This window comes from Maribacter algicola, from assembly GCF_003933245.1.
Classification (GTDB): Bacteria; Bacteroidota; Bacteroidia; order Flavobacteriales; family Flavobacteriaceae; genus Maribacter; species Maribacter algicola.
In genome coordinates, this window is the sequence record NZ_QUSX01000001.1 from 1,729,376 (window position 1) to 1,750,136 (window position 20,761).

General features: G+C 40.6%; 13 protein-coding genes. 11 read left to right on the top strand and 2 right to left on the bottom strand.

Features of this window, described 5'->3' with window-relative positions:
* The first annotated feature begins 3 nt into the window (after positions 1–3).
* Both DZC72_RS07390 and DZC72_RS07395 read left to right on the top strand, forming a co-directional pair.
* Complete coding sequence (locus DZC72_RS07390) at positions 4–636, top strand: LysE family transporter (protein WP_125222199.1); 633 nt, start codon at positions 4–6, stop codon at positions 634–636.
* Position 637: 1 nt separating this feature from the next.
* Positions 638–979, top strand: coding sequence for an MGMT family protein (locus tag DZC72_RS07395; RefSeq protein WP_125222200.1), 342 nt, complete (start codon positions 638–640; stop codon positions 977–979).
* On the opposite strand, the gene DZC72_RS07400 is transcribed toward DZC72_RS07395, so the two are convergent.
* Together DZC72_RS07400 and DZC72_RS07405 are read right to left on the bottom strand one after the other, a co-directional pair.
* On the bottom strand, positions 976–2,322 hold the full coding sequence (locus DZC72_RS07400) for a sensor histidine kinase (protein WP_125222201.1): 1,347 nt from the start codon (positions 2,320–2,322) through the stop codon (positions 976–978). The two genes, DZC72_RS07395 and DZC72_RS07400, sit on opposite strands and share 4 nt — an antisense overlap.
* 2 nt (positions 2,323–2,324) lie before the next feature.
* Positions 2,325–3,689, bottom strand: a complete 1,365-nt coding sequence (locus DZC72_RS07405) for a sigma-54-dependent transcriptional regulator (RefSeq protein ID WP_125222202.1) — start codon at positions 3,687–3,689, stop codon at positions 2,325–2,327.
* Between the two features lie 209 nt (positions 3,690–3,898).
* On the opposite strand from DZC72_RS07405, the gene DZC72_RS07410 reads away from it, so the two are divergent.
* From DZC72_RS07410 to DZC72_RS07450, 9 genes are all read left to right on the top strand, one after another.
* Positions 3,899–5,245 carry a TolC family protein gene (locus DZC72_RS07410; RefSeq protein WP_125222203.1) on the top strand — a complete coding sequence of 449 codons (1,347 nt, stop codon included), beginning with the start codon at positions 3,899–3,901 and terminating at the stop codon, positions 5,243–5,245.
* Positions 5,246–5,322: 77 nt separating this feature from the next.
* A complete protein-coding gene (locus tag DZC72_RS07415) occupies positions 5,323–6,573 on the top strand; it encodes an efflux RND transporter periplasmic adaptor subunit (RefSeq protein WP_125222204.1) in 1,251 nt (416 codons plus the stop codon).
* A 119-nt stretch (positions 6,574–6,692) separates the two neighbouring features.
* The gene (locus DZC72_RS07420; protein WP_125222205.1) at positions 6,693–7,388 is read left to right on the top strand and encodes an ABC transporter ATP-binding protein; all 696 of its coding nucleotides are present in this window, start codon (positions 6,693–6,695) and stop codon (positions 7,386–7,388) included.
* Between the two features lie 102 nt (positions 7,389–7,490).
* Entirely contained in the window at positions 7,491–8,258 is a 768-nt protein-coding gene (locus DZC72_RS07425; RefSeq protein ID WP_125222206.1) for a head GIN domain-containing protein, read from the top strand.
* 3 nt (positions 8,259–8,261) lie between these two features.
* Positions 8,262–10,643, top strand: a complete 2,382-nt coding sequence (locus DZC72_RS07430; protein ID WP_125222207.1) for an ABC transporter permease — start codon at positions 8,262–8,264, stop codon at positions 10,641–10,643.
* A 42-nt stretch (positions 10,644–10,685) separates the two neighbouring features.
* Entirely contained in the window at positions 10,686–13,073 is a 2,388-nt protein-coding gene (locus DZC72_RS07435; RefSeq protein ID WP_125222208.1) for an ABC transporter permease, read from the top strand.
* 42 nt (positions 13,074–13,115) lie between these two features.
* A complete protein-coding gene (locus tag DZC72_RS07440; protein WP_125222209.1) occupies positions 13,116–15,515 on the top strand; it encodes an ABC transporter permease in 2,400 nt (799 codons plus the stop codon).
* 253 nt (positions 15,516–15,768) lie between these two features.
* The gene (locus tag DZC72_RS07445) at positions 15,769–18,204 is read left to right on the top strand and encodes an ABC transporter permease (protein ID WP_125222210.1); all 2,436 of its coding nucleotides are present in this window, start codon (positions 15,769–15,771) and stop codon (positions 18,202–18,204) included.
* 192 nt (positions 18,205–18,396) lie between these two features.
* The gene (locus DZC72_RS07450) at positions 18,397–20,757 is read left to right on the top strand and encodes an ABC transporter permease (protein ID WP_125222211.1); all 2,361 of its coding nucleotides are present in this window, start codon (positions 18,397–18,399) and stop codon (positions 20,755–20,757) included.
* Positions 20,758–20,761 lie beyond the last annotated feature (4 nt).

Sequence of the window (20,761 nt, forward strand, 5' to 3'; positions counted from 1 at the left end):
CCCATGCAACATTTGCTAATCCTTTTCTTCGCTACCTTTTCAGCGGCGTTCATGGCCACGGTACCGCCGGGTCTTTTAAATTTAAACGCCGCCAAGACCAGTGTGGAGAAAAATAAGCTTAACGGGGTTATTTTTAGTCTTGGGGTATCTACGGTCATTATGCTACAGGCAACCATAGCTGTTTTTATCTCTAAATTCTTGGATAGAAACCCCCAAGTGGTATCTACCCTGCTGGAAGTGGCCATCGTAGTCTTCGCCTCTTTGGCCGTCTATTTTTTCATAGCTGCCAAACGAAACAAAAAAACAAAGATCAAGGCGATCAAAATCAGTAAGCGCAATAGTTATCTAAAGGGAATGTTCCTGGCTGCGATTAATTTTTTGACGATTCCTTACTACAGCGGACTGAACATCATGTGGAATGCATCGGGTTGGATCAAGTTCATGTTTTTGGATATAGCAATCTTCGTTTTGGCGGCCGGATTGGGCACCTTTTCGGTGCTGTACCTGTATGTATTTTACTTTGACAAACTGGAGCACAAAACGAATCGGTTTGAGAAAAATGCCAATTACATTCTTTCCTTTCTTATGATGATTTTGTTGATTATTACCGTGGTAAGGGTGCTAAACAGGCAGTGATATGGCAGATAGCGGTAATTTTTTTGAAAAGGTCTATGAAGTAGCCAAACAGATACCTTATGGAAGGGTGACCTCCTATGGGGCCATTGCCAAATATTTAGGGGCTGCCCGGAGCGCCAGAATGGTAGGTTGGGCCATGAACGCCTCCCACAATAGGGATGATATTCCCGCCCATAGGGTGGTCAACAAAGCGGGACTATTAACAGGGAAACACCATTTTGAGGGTACGAACCTAATGCAGCAATTGTTGGAAAGTGAGGGAGTAAAGGTCAAGGACAACCAGATACAGAATTTGGAGCATCATTTTTGGGATCCTTGGAAGGAATTGGGCGAAACGCTTTAATCAAAAATCAAGGTAAATACCGTGTTTTCACCGGTAAGTACTTGGATACTTCCACCGTGCAACCGCATGATTTGTTTTGAAAGGCTCAAACCAATGCCCGTTCCGGATTTTTTGGTGGTAAAAAACGGCACGAAAATGGCATCCAATAAATCAGGGGGAATGCCGGGGCCATTATCCCGTACTTGAATGTATTTTTTATTCATTTCATTGATGCCACAGATAAACCTTACTTCCCCATTTTCTTGCCCCTCCAAGGACTGCTTGGCATTTTTTCCCAGGTTTAACAACACTTGGGAGATTTGCTTTTGGTCCACGAACAGCGCTAGGTCTCTTGGGGTGATTTCAAGGTCGATCGTGATCTTGTTTTCCGCATCCTGTTCATCCAACAACAGTTTTACACGTTCCAAAAGTTTATGGGCGGGAATCAATTCCTTATCCGGTTCCGGTACGCTTAAAAAGGTCCTATAGGATTGTACAAAACTCATGAGGTCGTTCCCTTGATCTTTAATAACTTCCAATCCTTTGGCCGTATTCTTGATTTGATCTTTGTTGAATTCGCTCGGGTCGGTAAGTAAGCTTCCTTTTTTGAAATATCGTAGGATGGACTCGGATATCGAGGTTATTGGGGTAATTGTATTCATGATTTCATGGGTGAGCACGCGGATCAACTTCACCCAGGAATCTGTTTCCTTATCGTCCAATTCCCTATGGATATCGTGCACAACGACCAACAACAATTCCTGTTCCTCAATGGTCAAGGGGGTACATTTTATACTCAAATCCCTTTTACCCCTTTCATTTCCCAATTGGAATATTTTATTTTCAAAAGGGGCCAGATTTTGAAAGAGTTGGTAAAGTTCCGTGTCCACTTGATTGAGTTGCTTTATGTGGTTCAAGGGCCTGTAATTGAGCAAATCCTGAACGGTGGGATTGGCAAAAAGAATATGCCCCTTGGGATTGATGGTAAAAATCCCAATATCCGCCTGCCTCAAAATTTCTTGATAGTACTGCTCTTGCGCCTGTTTTTTTAAATGGATGTCCTGTATCATGCTATTCAGCATGTTCAGGCTATGGTTTAGTTCCTCCAAGGATTTTACGCTTAATTTTTCCGGAAATCGTAGGGTGAAATCCTCATTCTTTATGGCATCAAAAAAATAGGCAATCTTACGATTGGTCTGATTCACGTAATTGATAAGTGCTGATGTTTGTCCAATCAATATCAAAATACCAATACCACATCCTACATAGTTTCCCTTAAAAAAGAGATAGGTCGAAACCACAACGGTCAGTACGATCAAAACAATCCTAAAGACCAGTTGGAGGTATATATTGCGGCTTACCATAATTATTTAGAGGTTTTTTTAAGCTTATTATAAAGCGTTTGTCTAGAAATCCCCAATGCTTCCGCAGCGGCACTATAATTCCCTTCATGTTTGTTCAAGGCGTTGGTAATCATCATCAACTCCATTTCTTCCAAGGTACTGGGACCATTTTCCAAGGAAAGGATATTTTTAGATTCCAGTAAAAAATCATCGGGTTTTAACACATTGCCCTCGCTCAAAATAACGGCTCTTTCCATTGTATGCAACAATTCACGAACGTTTCCGGGCCAGGCATAGCCCAGTAGTTTTTCCTGCGCCTGTTGGTTGATGCGCAATCCTTGTTTCCCGTATTTGTTTATGAATTTGTTCAAATAAAAATCGGCTAGAACAAGAATGTCGTTTTCACGTTCCCTAAGGGGCGGCACTTCCACACGAATGGTATTGATGCGGTACAATAGGTCTTCCCGGAACAGTCCATCGGCAACCATTTGATCCAAATTGCAGTTCGTGGCACAAATTAATCGGATATCAATGGGGATGTTTTTATTGGATCCCACCCTTACTATAACCCTGTTTTGAATGGCAGAAAGCAATTTGGCCTGCATTTGTAGGGAAAGATTCCCTATTTCGTCCAGGAACAAAGTACCGCCGTTGGCCGCTTCAAACTTCCCGGCCCTATCATCCTTGGCATCTGTAAAAGAGCCCTTTACATGGCCAAAAAGCTCACTTTCAAATAAATTTTCAGAAATTGATCCCATATCCACCGAAATGAATACTTCGTTTTGCCTTGCCGATAGTTTATGAAGCTCCCTGGCTATCAACTCCTTTCCCGTTCCGTTTTCCCCAGTCACCAAAACGTTTACATCCGTTTTGGCCACTTTCTGTACTAAGGATAACATTCGGTTTAGGGCCTTGGAATTCCCAATGATGTAGTTGGAATTTTGGTTGATGACCTGCTTTAGATTGGATTCCTTCTCCTTTAACTGAAGTACTTCCTTTTTGGTTTTTCTTAATTCGTATGCCGATTTAACGGTTGTCAATAACCGCTCATTGTTCCAGGGTTTAAGGATAAAGTCGGAAGCACCTTCCTTTAGAGCTTCTACGGCAAGGTTTATTGCGCCGTATGCTGTCATCATGATGACGGAAATATGGGGCGCTTTTTTTTTGATTTCCCGTAACCAGTAGAGTCCTTCGTTTCCCGTGTTTACTCCTGCGGAAAAATTCATGTCCAATAAAATGATATCCAAAGAATTAAAACTTGGAAAGGACGTAATTTGATTGGGGTTTGAGATGGTCTGTACGCTCTTATACTCGAATTGCAATAGTATTTCCAAAGCACTTAAAACGCTCTTATTATCATCAATGACCAATATTTTTGCATCCACCATAATGTGAATAATTTGTGGGTTGATACGGATAAAGCTACAAATTGAGGGGATCGGTAATTAGCAAGTGTCAAAATATTTTACAATATCTGTACAACTATTTTACAGTGTGTTATTGTTTTACACCAAATCAAAATTTTAATGTATTGAAAATCAATTTTTTGTATTTGTGGCATGTAAATAGTATGTTTTTTGGCATAGCATAAAAAAGTATGATACATTTTCTAAGATTATTACTGTTTATCTTTCTATTATGGAGTACGTCTCTAATGGCGCAAAAGCCATGGACCTTGGATGAATGCATCTCCTATGCCTTGGAAAATAATTTACAATTGAACAATTTTGAATACAACAATCTTTCCAATAAGGAAAGCTATAGACAATCGGTGCGAAACCTATTGCCGGTTTTGAACGCCAATTCAGATTATACCATAAATTCCGGTAGGGCGGAAGACCCCAATACGGGTACCTTTGTGGTTCAGGATTTCTTTTCCAATAGTTATTCGTTGCAGTCCAATATCGATTTGTTCAGGGGTTTTCAAAAAATAAATTCCATTAAGGCGTCCAAATTATTGTACAGTGCCACTAAAGAAGAGGTATTGCAACAAAAGTATCTTTTGGCCTTTAGGGTGATGCAGGCATTCAACAACATCCGCTTCTTTGAAGGGCTGGTGGCGATCGCAAAAGAGCAATTGGAAGTTTCCAGAACCAATTATCGACTAGTGGAGAAACAAATCGAGTTGGGATTAATGGCCGGTGCCGATATGTACGGGGCGCAATCCCTTTTATTGGCCGATGAGCTAAACCTTACTCAATCAGAAAACCAATTGGCTGCGGCGAAGTTGACATTGATCCAGGAAATGAACCTGAAGAATACTTCAGACATTCAAATTATCACAGATATGGGCCAAGAGGCAGAAGCCCAAGTTTCAGGAGCCATGGAATCTGATTCCGTATATGAGAAGGCCAGGGATTTTTTGCCTTTGATAAAGGCGCAGGAATTTCGGGCACAAGCCGCTAAGAAACAGGTGGGCGTTGCCCGGGGAAATCTATATCCGTCGTTGAGCCTTTTCGCGGGTATTGGAACAGGTTACTTTGAAACCTTTCAGGATTCCCTGGGCAATACCTTCCCTTTTCGTCAGCAGTTCAGGGACAATACTTCAAGGTTTTACGGTATCAGTCTTAGTGTTCCAATAAGCAATGGTTGGTCTGCAAGGTCTAGGGTGAAACAGGCCAAAATAGAAAAACTGCGTCAGGAAAATAATCTGGAAGTTCAGGAGCAAGTCCTTTTCCAGACCATACAGCAGCTGGTTCAAGAGTATAATTCTTTGCTGGTTGAAATGGAGCAAAGCCAACAAAATATGGAGGCGCAACGATTGTCCTTCACCATAGCGCAGAAGCGCTACGAGAAAGGCATGATCAACGCCATTGAACTTTTCACGGCAAAAAATCTTTTTGCTAGTGCCCAAAACGAGAACTTACAAGTAAGGCTTCGGTCAGAAATAAACAGGAGTACCTTGGATTTTTATAGGGGATTGCCGGTGTTTGCTATTAATTAGGAGTTAGGGTACAGGGGTTAGGTATTTATAAAACGAAAGACTAGAAACGAGAAAAGAACAACGAACAACAGAAAAAAATGGATATTAAATTAGAAAAGAAAAAAGGATTGCGTCCCAAACATTATGGGTATATAGCTTTGGGATTATTGTTGTTATTTGTGGGGTATCAGTTGCTTTTTGCTACTTCGGTCTCAACATTTAGGACCGAGAAGGATAAATTGTCCATTGCGGAAGTTTCCCAAGGCAAGTTTGACGATTACATCACTATAAACGGGAATGTAGCGCCGATCACCACCATTTACATGGATGCGTATGAAGGTGGAAGGGTTACAGAAAAATTGATCGAGGAAGGTGCGATGGTAAAAAAAGGGGACATTATCCTAAAACTCGAAAACATGAACCTGTACGAGCAGATTTTGGCCAGCGAAAGTAATTTGGCCTTGAAACAAAATGATCTTCGTTCCACAAAATTGACCTTTGATTCCCGTCAGGTAGAGGGAAGGCGTTCCTTGGCCACGGCGAGCACAGACCTTCAACGTTTAAAGAGAAACTATGAGCAGAACAAGGCCCTATTTGAGGATGAACTAATTTCCAAGGAGGCTTACCTTACGTCAAAGGAAAACTATGAACTGTCCCAGAAGCAATATGAGATCATCAAACTACAGACAGAGAACGATGATGAGTTGCGTGAAACATCCTTAACAGGTCTGGACAAGGATTTGGCCCGAATGCAGAAGACATTGGGGATGGTATACCAGCGATTGGACCATTTAAATGTGCGCGCCCCTGCCGATGGTCAACTAGGCTTTTTGGATGCCGAAATTGGACAAAATATATCGCAAGGGCAACGTATTGGACAGATCAATGTTTTGACCGATTATAAAATCGAAGCCGATATTGATGAGCATTATATCGACCGGGTGAAAAGGGATTTGAACGCCGTTCTTGAACGGAATGGAACGGAATTTCCTTTAAAGGTAAGAAAAGTATACCCTGAGGTTCGGAATGGAAGATTCCGTGTGGATTTGGTCTTTACGGGTGATAAACCCGAAACGATTCGTACCGGTCAGAGCTATAACATACGGTTGCAATTGGGGGAATCCAGCGATGCCTTATTGGTGCCCAAAGGAAGTTTTTTCCAAAGTACGGGGGGGCAGTGGATATTTGTGGTAGGTAAGGATGGTGAAGAAGCCTTAAAAAGACCTATACGGATAGGGAAACAAAATTCAAGGTACTATGAGGTGCTGGAAGGATTGGACGCGGGTGAAAAAGTGATTACAAGTAACTACGATAGCTTTGGGGAGGCGGAAAGAATCGTATTAAAATAAGCGACTAATCAAAGGAGAGGGGACTTGTAGTCTACGGTTACAAAGAAAAACAATAAGAAAGTGTCACATCGAGCGCAGTCGAGATGTCTTTATAACGAACAATTTAATCAAAAGTAGAGATGATAACAATCAAAAATTTAAAAAAGAGCTTTCGGACCGAGGAAGTGGAAACCTTGGCGCTAAATAACGTAAACCTAAAAGTGGAAGATGGTGAATTCGTGGCCATTATGGGACCCTCTGGTTGTGGAAAATCTACCCTATTGAACATTATTGGTATGTTGGACAATCCAACCGATGGCAGTTACAACTTTGCCGGTCATGAAGTGGGGGGACTCAAGGAAAGCCAGCGTACACAATTGCGAAAGGGCAATCTTGGTTTTGTATTCCAAAGCTTTAACCTTATCGATGAACTAACGGTATACGAAAATGTGGAGCTTCCGTTGATCTATTTAAAAATGGGGAAAAGTGAGCGAAAGGAGAAAGTAATGAAGGTGCTGGAACGCATGAAAATTGCACATCGGGAAAAACACTTTCCACAGCAATTATCCGGTGGACAACAACAACGTGTAGCCATATCAAGGGCCGTAGTAACAAACCCAAAACTGATCCTTGCGGATGAGCCCACCGGTAACCTAGATTCCAAAAATGGTATCGAGGTCATGAATTTGTTAACGGAGCTGAACCAAGAAGGAACGACCATAGTTATGGTTACCCACTCGGACAGGGATTCCCATTATGCCCACAGGGTGGTTAACCTGTTTGACGGACAGATAGTTACAGAAAGTCAAAACCGAGCAATTGGGGCAATGATGTAAAAAGGAGTTTATTCACTAGCCCTGAGCAAGCTTGTGCCGAGCCAAGTCGAAGTAAAGGGTCAATCAAAAAACAATCAAAAAACAATCAAAAAACGAACGGTCATGAAAATTTTCAAAAATAAGGTTCTTACCCTGAGAAGGATCGTCATTGCAGTCACGGCTTTGTTTGCAACTTCATCGATTTTAGCCCAGAAGGAAATAGCAGTGGATCCCTTTGAGAAGGTGATTGTAAGCCCACATATTGAAGTGAACTTTGTTGAAGGTACCACTGAAAAGGTAGAAGTACATGCTAGCACCCAACCGCTTTCAAAACTGAATATTGAAGTAGTTGGTAAAACCCTTCGAATGTACCTAGATGGCGCTAAGACCTATACGGAAAGTAAAGACATAGAGGGAGATAATTATGATTACAAAGTACCCATTTATAACGGCACAGTGGTCAAGGCAACGGTTACTTATAAAAACCTGGAAGAATTGTCTTTGCGGGGAGAGGAAAAATTCATTTGTAAAAGTACAATCGACCAAAATGAATTTACCCTTAAAATCTTTGGCGAATCCCAGGTCTATTTTAACGAGGTACAGTTGGGTGACTTGTCCACGACCATTTACGGAGAAAGTTTTCTAGAACTTAAAGAAGGCAGGGTTGACAGCCAAAAAATTACCGCTTATGGAGAAACCAAGGTAAACACCTTGAATGTTGATTGCAATGATGCGAAAATAACGGCCTATGGAGAGGGAAGTTATCGACTTTCGGTAAAGGACAAGCTAAAAGTTACGGCCTTTGGCGAAGCTACCATTGCCTATGAAGGTTCGCCCGAAGTTAAAAAGGGATTGGTTATTGGCGAGGCCACCATTCAAAGAATGAATTAGGCCATGTTTAATAACTACATAAAAATAGCCTGGAGAAATATCAAGGCAAACAGATTGTTTTCCTTGATTAATATTATTGGTCTTTCCATAGGTTTGGCGATTGTTATTCTGCTGTTTTTGTTCATTTCACATGAACAGAGTTTTGATACTATGTTCTCTAAAAAGGACAGAATTCATAGGGTTTTGGTAGAAACGGATGGTGATTTTGGTTATGAAACTTGGGCCACTGCACCTCCCGTTGTAGCAAGTAGTTTGCAAAAAGAAGTAACCAATGTGGAAAAAGCGGCCAGAATGCTGAAACATGATTTTGGTGGTACAGCATCACTTCGTGTTAACAACCAGAACTTTACGGAAGATCGGTTCTATTGGGTGGATAAGGAGTTGTTGTCCATATTTGATATTTCCATATTAAAAGGAGATAAGGAAAATGCCTTGGATCGGCCAAATACGGTAATTATTTCTGAAACGACCGCAAACATGTATTTTGGAAACGACGACCCTGTTGGCCAGGTACTACTCGTTGATGACAGCCTAAAGCTAGAGGTAACAGGAGTGTATCAGGATTTTCCTGAAAACAGCACCTTGGATGCCGATGTAATGGCCTCTAGTAACGGTTATTGGTTTTATGAGAATAGATCTTGGAGTAATTCCAGTTTTGAAACCTACTGTCTTTTAAAGAACAATGTTTCTTTTGAATCCACTTTAATTCAAATGAACCACATGTTGGACGCCAACGTATCACAAGAGGACCAATGGTATTCCCTTTCCTTGCAGCCCTTGAGCAAAGTACACTTGTATTCTGCTTCTTTTGGCAATACCTATACCTCCCGTGTTGGGGATATCAATGAAGTGAGAAATCTTGGTTATTTGGCTGTACTTATACTGCTGATTGCCTGCATGAACTATATGAACCTTACCACGGCACGATCTCAGAAACGATCAAAAGAGGTAGGCATTAGCAAAACCCTTGGGGCAACCTCTCAGTCTTTGATAGGTAGGTTCTATATGGAAACCGGATTAATTACGGCTATTTCAATGGTGTTGGGTTTCTTTTTGGCAATTATGGTGTTACCTGCCTTTAATGCTTTGACTGATCAGGAAATAAACATTGACCTTTTGCTTACTGGTGAATTTTTAGCAGTGCTGTTGATGATTTGGGCAATAACTACTTTTTTATCGGGAATATACCCAGCACTATATCTTTCCCGATTCTTGCCAAAACAAATCTTATCCCCTTCCTTGAAACAGGATAAAGGAAACTTGGTGGTAAGAAAAGGGTTGGTGGTGCTCCAGTTTGCCGCTTCAGCATCTTTGATTGTGGGCGTATTGATCATTTATCAACAAACTCAATTTATTCAAAACAAGAATTTAGGCTTTGCTCCGGAAAACGTAATGGCTATATCTGTAAGGGGGTTACGAGGAATGGAAAATCGAAGTGCTATGCTCCAAGAATTAAAAAGTTTGACTGATGTTACCTCGGTAGCCATGGCCCAAGGATATCCTAGTATTGATGTAAGTGGACGTTCCTTAAGGAAAAATGAATCGGAAGAACATGGATTGAATATCCAGACCAATGTGACGGATTCTGAAATAATCGATGTCTTAAATCTCAAACTTTTGGCAGGGCAAGGACTTCCAGCGCATAAAAGTGAAGGCGATACATTAGTAGAAGTTGTACTAAATAAAAAAGCGGTTGATTATTTAGGTTTTACCCCTGACGAAGCCATTGGTAAGGAGGTATATATTGGGGTGCCCAATATTATTGTAGGCGTAGTGGACGATTTTAACTATGAATCGTTGCGCCAACCTATTGGTGCCTATGCTTTTCATAACAACACTAGCGAAGGTAAATCCTACATGTTGGTACGGTTTAAAACGGGCAATATTTCAAATACCTTGTCGGGTTTAAAAGCGGCTTTCAACAAAGTAGCTCCCAATTTAGATTTCGACTATACATTTTTGGACCAGAATCTGGAAAAATTTTACGCCCGTGAGAAAAGGGCTGGGCAGCTAAGTATCGTATTCTGTATACTTGCCATTTTTGTCGCGGCCCTAGGCCTGTTCGGTTTGGCAGCCTATACTGCAGAACAGCGTAGAAAGGAAATTGGAATACGGAAGGTTTTAGGAGCTTCGGTTGCCACCGTAGCGCAAATGTTGTCCAAGGATTTTGCCAAATTGGTATTCATTGCATTATTGTTTGGTTTCCCCTTGGCCTATTGGCTTATGGAAACTTGGTTGGAAGGTTTTGCTTATCGCATACACATTCAATGGTGGGTTTTTGTTGTATCCGCAATTATCGCTTTGGGAATAGCCCTGTTGACGGTCAGTTTCCAATCTATCAGGGCTGCCCTTATAAACCCAGTAAAAAGCTTACGAACGGAATAAAAACTTGTGCTGAGCAAAGTCGAAGCATCAAAAACGAGAATCATGATAAAGAATTATTTTAAAATCGCTTGGCGAAGCTTAAAAAAAAGGAAGGGTTTTGCCACAATCAACATTTTGGGCCTGGCACTGGGTTTTGGCTGCAGTATTTTAATTTTTCTGTTTGTTCAACATCATCTGCAATATGATAATTTCCATAAAAATTCAGACCGAATCTATCGGTTCAATACTGAAGAGCATCGGGATATTGTTGATTACGAAGCGTCCGTACCTCCGGGATTTGCCAATGCCTTTAAACAGGATTATGATTATGCCGAAATAGTGGCAAAAAGTGTGGACCGTGAAAATTGGCTGATTTCCATTGAAAATGGTTCGGAAAAAAAGCTAGTAAAAGCAGATATATCCTTTACGGAAGCTGATTTTTTCAAAATATTCAACTATCCCTTAATCGATGGTACTAATCAAGCTCCTATTACAGAACCCAATACCGCTTTGATTACCGAACAATTGGCAAAAAAATTGTTCGGAGATTCCAATCCTATTAATAAAGATTTCGTTCTTGAAAATTTAGAAACCATTAGGATTACTGGAGTATTAAAGGATTTACCAAAAACTACGTTGATTCAGTCACAAATATTCGTGTCCTTCCCAACAATAAAAAGTTATGATGAATTTTTGTCCTCTGAGAGTTGGGGCGGTATTAATTCCAGTTTACACGGTTATGCACTAATGCGTCCTAATCAGGACATTGCGTTAATAGAGGAGCAACTGAAAGGATATGTTGAAAAGTTTCGTCCCAATAGCAAGAATGTACACCATTACAAACTCCAGCAACTGGCGGATATTCATTTTGATGAACGATATAGCGGAGGAATCGACCCCAAAACGCTGTGGATATTTTCTTTAATAGGCTTCTTCATTCTTATAATAGCGAGTATCAATTTCATCAATATTTCCACGGCACAATCTACCAACCGTTCAAAGGAAGTTGGTGTTCGTAAGGTTTTGGGAAGTTTCAAGGGCCAACTGTTTTGGCAATTTATGGCCGAAACGTTTATTGTGAGCCTGCTTGCTCTTCTTTTTGGGGCTTTGTTATGCTTTTTGGTCTTGCCTTACTTTAATTCGATGTTCGATATAAAGCTTTCCATTAAAGGGCTCTTGAACTTTAAATTCCTAGGATTTATTTCGGGTATATTGGTATTGGTTACCCTTTTGGCGGGAAGTTACCCAGGATTGCTTCTATCCAGGATAGCTCCGGTCTTGGCCTTAAAAAGGAAATTATCCCAAAAGGATACAGGTGGTTATTTGACAAGAAAGACCTTAGTGGTCACACAATTCGTCATCAGTATTGTGCTCATAATCGGGGTCATTGTCATAAGCAAACAATTAAAGTATGCCATTAATTCCGATTTGGGCTTTGAAAAGGAAGGAATTGTAATGGTTGAAATTCCGGATGATATTGAACCCATACAATTGCAAGGATTAAAAGAACGCATAGCGCAGAATGCCGGTGTAGAAAGTGTTACGGCCTGTTTTGCGTCGCCAGGGGCTGGCGATAACAATTGGGGTACCAGTGTCAGGTTTAACAATAGGCCAGAGGTAGAGGATTTTAATATTCAAGCCAAGGCGGGTGACAAAAATTACTTGAATACGTTTGATTTGGAACTGGTCGCCGGACGGATTTTTTACGAAAAAGACTCCGTGGACGAGATTATAGTGAATGAAGATTTTGTCAGAAAAGTGGGTCTATCCAAAATGGAGGATGTTCTGAATAAATCGGTCAATATTAGCAATGACTTTATCCAAGGAAAAATAGTAGGGGTGGTTGCGGATTTTCACGATCAAGATTTTCATGCCAATATTAATCCCATATTCATTACGCCTCAACCGAGACTATACACCGAAATAGCTGTAAAAATTAATCTGGAAAACACCAAGAGTGCATTGACACATCTTGAAAACGAGTGGAGCTCGTCTTTTCCGGATTATGTGTTTGAGTATGCTTTTTTGGATGATCGTGTGGCGGAATTGTATGAGACAGAACAACGTTTTCTATCACTCATTGGAATCTTTTCCGGTATGGCTATTTTTATCGGTTGCTTGGGAATTTATGGGCTCATATTGTTCTTCGTAGTACAAAAAACAAAGGAAATAGGTATTAGAAAGGTCTTGGGTGGCAGTGTCAACCATGTGGTAGGTCTGGTCATGCAGGATTTCTTTAAACTGATTGTCATTGCGGGGATTATAGCTTCACCCATTGCATGGTATTTCATGAACCGCTGGCTTGAGAATTTTGAATACAAAACAGCGATCAATTGGTGGATATTCATCTTAGCAATTGCCATTGTCATGATAATTACCCTACTAACCATTAGTTATCAAGCGCTTAAAGCAGCCATGGCAAACCCAGTTAAAAGCCTAAGGACGGAATAAAAACTTGTGCTGAGCAAAGTCGAAGCATCAAAAACGAGAATCATGTTTAAAAACTATATTAAAATCGCCTGGAGAAATCTATTAAAGAACAAAGGGTATTCGGCCATTAACATTGGTGGCCTGGCAATAGGTATGACGTGTTTTTTGTTGATTGCCATGTTTATCAAGAACGAACTTTCGTATGATAGTTATCACGAAAAAGGAAATCGAATTTATAGGGTGGTTCATCACAGTAGTGCAGATAATATCCAAGACAGATGGATATGGGGGAATGCTCCGGTAGGGCCAGCGTTAAAATCCGACTTTCCAGAAGTAGTTGAGAAAGTCCAATTTTCAGGTAGGGATGATGTATTGTTAGAATACAACGAACGTTCCTTTCAGGAGAGCAATTGCTTTTACATGGACCCAACGGTCTTTGATGTTTTTACATGGCCTTTAATTTCCGGTAATCCAAAAACTGCTTTGGAAGCACCTTATTCCATAGTCTTGACGGAAAGTACGGCAAAGAAATATTTTGGAAACGAGGACCCCATGGGGAAAACTATTAAAGGTGTAGGGGGAAGGGCCAACGACGGTGTTTATACCGTAACGGGCGTAATGAAAGATGTTCCCGCTAATTCACATTTTTCCTTTGACGTACTTATGTCCATGAGTTCATTCTATCAGACTAGGCCCGAAATTTTTGATTCTTGGGGCTATGTGGATTTCTACACCTATTTTCTGGTCGATGAGAATTTTGACCAACAGGCATTTCAGTCGAAAATACCAGCATTTTTAGAAAGCAATCGACCTGAGGAATATGACGAATATTTTTATGATCTTTCCTTTGAACCTTTGAGTGAAGCCTATTTGCAATCAGAAGCTGCAAGGCAGCCAGGTATTACGGGCAGCCTTTCCAATATCTACATCTTTGCCATTATTGGGCTTTTCATTTTAATTATCGCATGCATCAATTTTATGAATTTGGCAACGGCCCGTTCTTTGGAAAGAGCCAAGGAAGTTGGTATTAGAAAGGTGATTGGCGCAAATAAAAAAGGACTGGTGTACCAGTTCTTGGGAGAGTCGTTGACCATGGTTTTTTTAGCATCGGTATTAGGTATTGCTTTGGTATTTCTATGTCTTCCTGCAATGCGAACAATTACTGGGAAACCATTTTTAACAGAGGAAATTTTCGATAGCTCTACAGTATTGTTATATGCCGGAATGGCATTTATTATTGGGCTTTTATCCGGTAGCTATCCCGCTTTTGTGCTCTCAAGTTTTAAACCTTCAAGCGTATTGAAAGGTGTTTTTAGAACATCACAAAACGGAAATAGGCTAAGGAAAGGATTGGTCATATTTCAATTCAGTCTTTCCATAGCGTTGATAGCTAGCACAGTAATCGTGTACTTTCAATTAGGATTTATGTTGGACAAAAATCTGGGATTTGACAGGGAACAGCAATTGGTCATCGATTTTAATTGGGACGGGGAAGTACTTGACAATATGGAAACCATAAAAAGCGAGTTTATGGAATTGCCCGAGGTAGTCTCCGTAGCTGGTTCACGAACCGTTCCCGGAAGTCATTTTCCTGCTGCGGGAACAAGTATTCAGACGCAGGAAGGACAAATGAAAAATTTTGACCCATTTCTATATGAAATCGATTTCGATTTTATTCCGCACTACGAAATAGAAGTTGTTGCCGGACGACCGTATTCGCGGGAGTTCGTTACAGATTCCACCCAGGCCATGGTAGTCAACGAAGCCGCGGCCAAAAGTTTTGGTTATGCAGACCCACAGAAAATAGTCGGTAAGCGCTTTGAACAATGGGGTCGTGAAGGTACGATAATTGGGGTAGTGAAGGATTTCAACTATTTGTCCTTACATCAAAAAGTGGCACCATTAACCATGCGGTATTCACAGTATGGGAAATACCTTTCTTTAAAGGTGAAATCCGATAATATTCAACAGGCTATATCCAATATTGAAAATAAATGGGCAGAACTGGCACCCCACCGTCCTTTTTTATATAGCTTCTTGGACCAATCCTTTAACCAACAATATGAGGCCGACTTTAAGTTTAAGAATCTATTTACCATTTTTTCCTTTCTCGCCATTTTAATTGCTTGTTTGGGATTGTTGGGATTGGCAACCTATAGTGCCGTTCAAAGAACTAAGGAAATAGGTGTGCGCAAGGTTTTAGGGGCTGAGGTATCGAGTATTGCTTTACTGTTATCCAAAGATTTTTTGAAGTTGGTATTGCTGGCCATTTTGATTGCAACACCATTTTCATGGTATGCCATGAACAAGTGGCTAAATGACTATGCATACCAAATTGATATACAATGGTGGGTTTTTGCTCTTTCGGGTGGAATTGCGCTGGCCATTGCAATAGCTACAGTAAGCTTTCAAGCCATAAAAGCGGCGAGGGCCAACCCCGTAAAAAGCTTAAGAACAGAGTAGGGAGATATAATATGGTTCGATTGATTTAAACATGTTTATTGCAAAGGGGTTTTAAAATATTTTAGAGGAGCTTCCTGTAAATATATTGTACATATTTTGTCAAAATATTTTACACCTTTAAAATGAAAAATTATTCAAGTACCTGTAAAACAAATGATTGTCTAATTGGCACGGAATTGGACATAACATTATATGAGCCAATACGTCAACCTGTACCGAGGTAGTGGAAGCATCAATCAAAAAATCGTCTATCATGTTTAAAAATCACATCAAAATCGCCTGGAGGAGTTTAAAAAAGCAACCTTTTTTTGCCTTCCTCAATACCTTCGGACTTGCCATTGGTATGGCAGGAGCCCTACTGATTTCATTATATATCCATGATGAATTGACCTATGATACCATGTTTACGGATGCAGATCGAATCTATAGGGTTAATGCGGATATTAAATTTGGTGGCGATGCCCGAAAGTATGCCGTAAGTCCTGCACCAATGGCAGATGCCTTACAAAGTGATTTTTCTGAAATTGAAGTGGTTACCAGGTTTAGGACTCGGGGTAGTGCTTTGGTCAGGAAAGCAGATGCTGAAGCCAACGTCAAGGAGGAGCAAACGACTTTTGTGGATGCCACTTTTTTTGAAATGTTCGGGATTGAGATGTTGGCTGGTGACCCAACTACGGCCTTAAGGAATCCAAACTCAATTGTAATGACAAGGACTGCTGCAGAAAAGCACTTTGGAGTGACCAATGCGGTGGGTCAAGATTTAATATTGAACAATGAAGAGCCATTTACGGTTACAGGGGTAATTGAAGATTTACCCAATAACTCTTTTCTTAGAGACTACAGTTTGTTCGAGGCTATGGCAGGCAATGAGGATGCTCAGACCGTAAATTGGGGAAGTAATAACTACCAGACCTTTTTCAAACTAATTCCCTCTGCAAATGTGGAGAGTATAAAAGAACCGTTGCAAGGATTCTTAGGTAAATATCTAATTCCATGGGCCCAAAGTTTTATGCCTGGTATTACCGAAGAACAATTTGCTGCTGCTGGAAACTATTTGAATTACAGTACGATTCCTTTGACCGATATTCATTTAAGCTCCAATCTGGTTGCCGAAATGAGTTCCAACAATGATATGCAGAGTATTTATATTCTGTCCTTTATCGCAGTTTTTCTAGTGGTTTTGGCCTCTGTTAATTTCATGAATCTTTCTACGGCACAATCCTTGAAACGGGCCAAGGAGGTGGGTGTCCGTAAAACCTTGGGCTCCAAAAAAAGGGATTTGGTGAGGCAGTTTCTGGTAGAATCCGGTCTAATATCTTTTATATCGTTGCTTTTGGCATTGGTTTTGGCCGTATCGGCCCTACCCTTTTTTAATGAGCTGGCGGACAAGGACATTTCACTTCCGTTTCTAAGTCCTTTCTTTTGGTTGATTCTTTTTGGAGGGGCTATTGTACTTGGATTATTTTCAGGAAGTTACCCGGCATTTTTTATGTCAAGGTTTATTCCCGTGAACGTGCTAAAGGGAGGTGGACAAAGTAGTGTAGGGGGTGGAAATATAAGGAACTCCCTAGTGGTCTTTCAGTTTGCCATATCGGTGTTTTTGATTATCAGCACTTTGGTGGTGTATCAGCAATTGAAATATATACAGAGCAAAGATCTTGGGTTTTCTAAAGATCAGGTACTAGTAGTGAACGATGTCTACACTGCGGGTAGCAAGGCCAACTCGTTCAAGGAACAGATAAAGCAATTAAGCTTTGTTAAAAACGCCACATTAAGTAGCTTTTTTCCAACGCCTTCCAGTCGTAGTGATAGTACTTTCGTTCCTGAAGAAGGGCTAACAGATCAGGAAAATGCCGTAAGTATGCAAACTTGGGGCGTGGATTATGATTATGTGCCTACCATGGGATTCGAATTTGTAACTGGTCGTAATTTCGATGAAAATTTTGGCAATGATTCAACGGCGATCATAGTCAATGAAACTGCTGTAAAAGTAATGAAACTTACCCCCGAGACTGCCTTGGGGGAAAGATATTCACCAGACTTCAATGCTGAAAACCCCGAGTTCTTTACCATCATAGGAGTGGTGAAGGATTTCCACTTTGAAACCATGAAGGAGGAAATAGATGCATTAAGTCTAAGATTGGCCAACAACGCTTATGCCATGGCTATCAAAATTGAAGCTGGAAACTTTGAAAATGCGGTTTCAAAAATCGAGAATGTATGGAACAATATTGTTCCGGGAGAACCCTTTAACTACTATTTCATGGACGATTCCTTCAATGACTCCTACCAGAGTGAGCGTAGATTGGGAAATATTTTTGTCATATTCACCATACTATCCATCATCATTGCTTGTTTGGGATTATTTGGATTAGCTGCCTTCAATGCCGAAAAGCGGGTCAAGGAAATAGGTGTACGCAAAGTACTTGGAGCGAGCGTGACGCAAATTTCGGTAAAACTCACCATGGATTTCTTAAAGTTGGTGGGCGTGGCCATTTTAATTTCTTTGCCATTAGGATGGTATGCCATGAACAAGTGGTTAGAGGATTTCTCCTATAAAATTGATATTCCGTGGTGGGTATTCGCATTGGCCGCCTTCTTGGCCATTGCAGTTGCGGTCATAACGGTGAGTTACCAAAGTATTAAGGCTTCCATTGTAAATCCAGTGAAGAGTTTAAGGACAGAGTAAACAATTAGCAGTCAGCAATGAGCAGTAGGAAGTATTAGTAGACGGTTTCATTTTGTAATAGCTTTAAAGTCTTTTACGCTTTACCATTTAAATCAAATTATAACAAAACACGAAGAACCAACAACAAACAAACAACTGACACCATAAGCTATGCAAAGGGAACTGACAACCATTAACTAACAACAAACAACCATGTTTAAGAACTATTTAAAAATAGCTTGGAGAAACTTAATTAGAAACAGAAGTTTTTCTCTTTTGAATATCCTTGGATTATCCATTGGCCTGGCCATGACTACATTGATTGTTCTATGGATAAACTATGAGTTGGGGGTTGATAGATTTCATGATAAAATAACCCGTTTATATGAGGTAAATAACCAATACAATGTTGATGGGGAGATATGGACTTGGAATTCCACACCAAAACCAATGGCGCCTGCCATTAAAAAGGATTACCCTGAAGTAGAGAAGGTAACCCGTTATTTCTATGACAATACATTTCTATTCGCTTGGGATGACCAAAAAATCAAGGCAACCGGAACCATGGTAGACCCGGATTTTTTGGATATGTTCTCATTTCCGTTGCTACAAGGTGATCTCAATACCGTTCTTAATGATGTCAATTCCGTATTGATTACAGAGTCCTTAGCCCAAAAGATATTCGGAAACCAGGACCCTATGGGCAAAATGGTCAAAATAGATAACAGGGACACCTTTAAAGTGACTGGGATTTTAAAGGACCTTCCTTCCAATACACATTTTAATTTTGAGTTTTTGATTCCATGGTCCTATTTGACCCAACAAGGATGGGACGATGAACACTGGGGAAATAATTCAGTAGCCACGTATGTACTTTTAAAAGATAAGACAGATCCAGAAAAATTTTCGGAAAAGATAGCGACGTTGCGCAAAAATTATGACAAGGATACCCCCGATATGAAAACGCTGTTATACCCGTATTCCCGTATGTACCTATATGGGGAATTTGAAAATGGCGTGGAAAAGGGAGGCAGGATTGAACTGATACGAATGTTCGGGCTTATTGCCATAATCATTTTGATAATTGCCTGCATCAATTTTATGAACCTCAGTACGGCACGTAGTGAAAAGAGATCCAAGGAAGTTGGTGTACGTAAGGTATTGGGTGCTCCTAGAAAGCTGTTGATTGGGCAATTTATAGGAGAATCTGTACTTATTACCTTCATTTCCGCAACTTTTGCAGTCATTTTAGTATTGTTATTGCTTCCCTCTTTTAACGATTTGGTGGAGAGGCCTCTTTCTTTGGATTTGGCAAGTGTTGGTTTTTGGATTTTTGCCATAGGGGTTACTATTTTCACGGGATTGTTGGCCGGTAGTTATCCGGCCCTATATCTATCGGGGTTCAAACCATCATCGGTACTAAGGGGTACTTTTAAAAAAGTGGATGCGATGGTTACACCAAGAAAAGTGTTGGTCATTCTCCAATTTTCGGTAGCTATAGTACTTATAACCGCTTCCCTGATAATTACCCAGCAGCTTCATAAAGTTCAAAATAGGCAATTGGCATACGCTAAGAACAACCTGATCTATAGTTCTCTTGAAGGTGATATGGAGAAGAACTATGATTTAATAAAGACCGAATTGCTTGAATCCGGGGCCTTTACAGCGGTAACCAAGACCAATTCACCCATTACCGAGAGTTGGAGCAATACTTGGGGTTTTGAGTGGGAAGGTAAAAATGAGCAGGATAAGACCATAGTTCATAGACTGATTTCCGATGACGATGTTGTAAATACCATGGGACTCGAACTTATAGAAGGGAGGGATTTTGATCTTCAAAAATACCCAACGGATTCTACCGCGGCTATATTAAATCAATCTGCCCTGGAGTTAATGGGCTTTGAAGACCCTATTGGAAAGAAAATAAAGGACAATGGAATAGATTGGCATATTATAGGGGTGGTAAAGGACTTTGTTTACAATTCTCCCTTCCAAAAAATAGAACCTATGGTCATAGAAGGTGCCAAAGGATGGTTCAATGTCATTCATATGAGAATGAACCCAGAGATGAACACGGCCCAAAATTTGGCCGTGGCCGAACGGATTTTTAATAAATACAATCCGGAATATCCCTTTAACTATGAATTTGTGGACGCCGCCTATGCAAAAAAGTTCAACGACCAGCGTACCACGGGGAAGCTCGCCAATATATTTACGCTTTTGACCATTTTTATCTCCTGCCTGGGCTTGTTCGGTTTGGCAAGTTATGTTGCGGAAAATAGGATCAAGGAAATAGGGGTGCGAAAAGTCCTTGGTGCTTCCGTGGGAACCATTACGGGCCTACTTTCAAAAGATTTTTTGAAGTTGGTCTTCATTTCCATCCTGATTGCCATACCGGTTTCTTGGTATTTTATGAGCAGTTGGCTGGAAGAATTTGCTTTTAGAATAGATATATCATGGTGGGTTTACCTCGTTTCCGGAGGGTTGACCCTTATAATAGCCTTTTTTACCGTTAGTTTTCAAGCGATCAAAGCCGCAAGAGCAAATCCAATAAAAAGTTTAAGAACCGAATAATCAG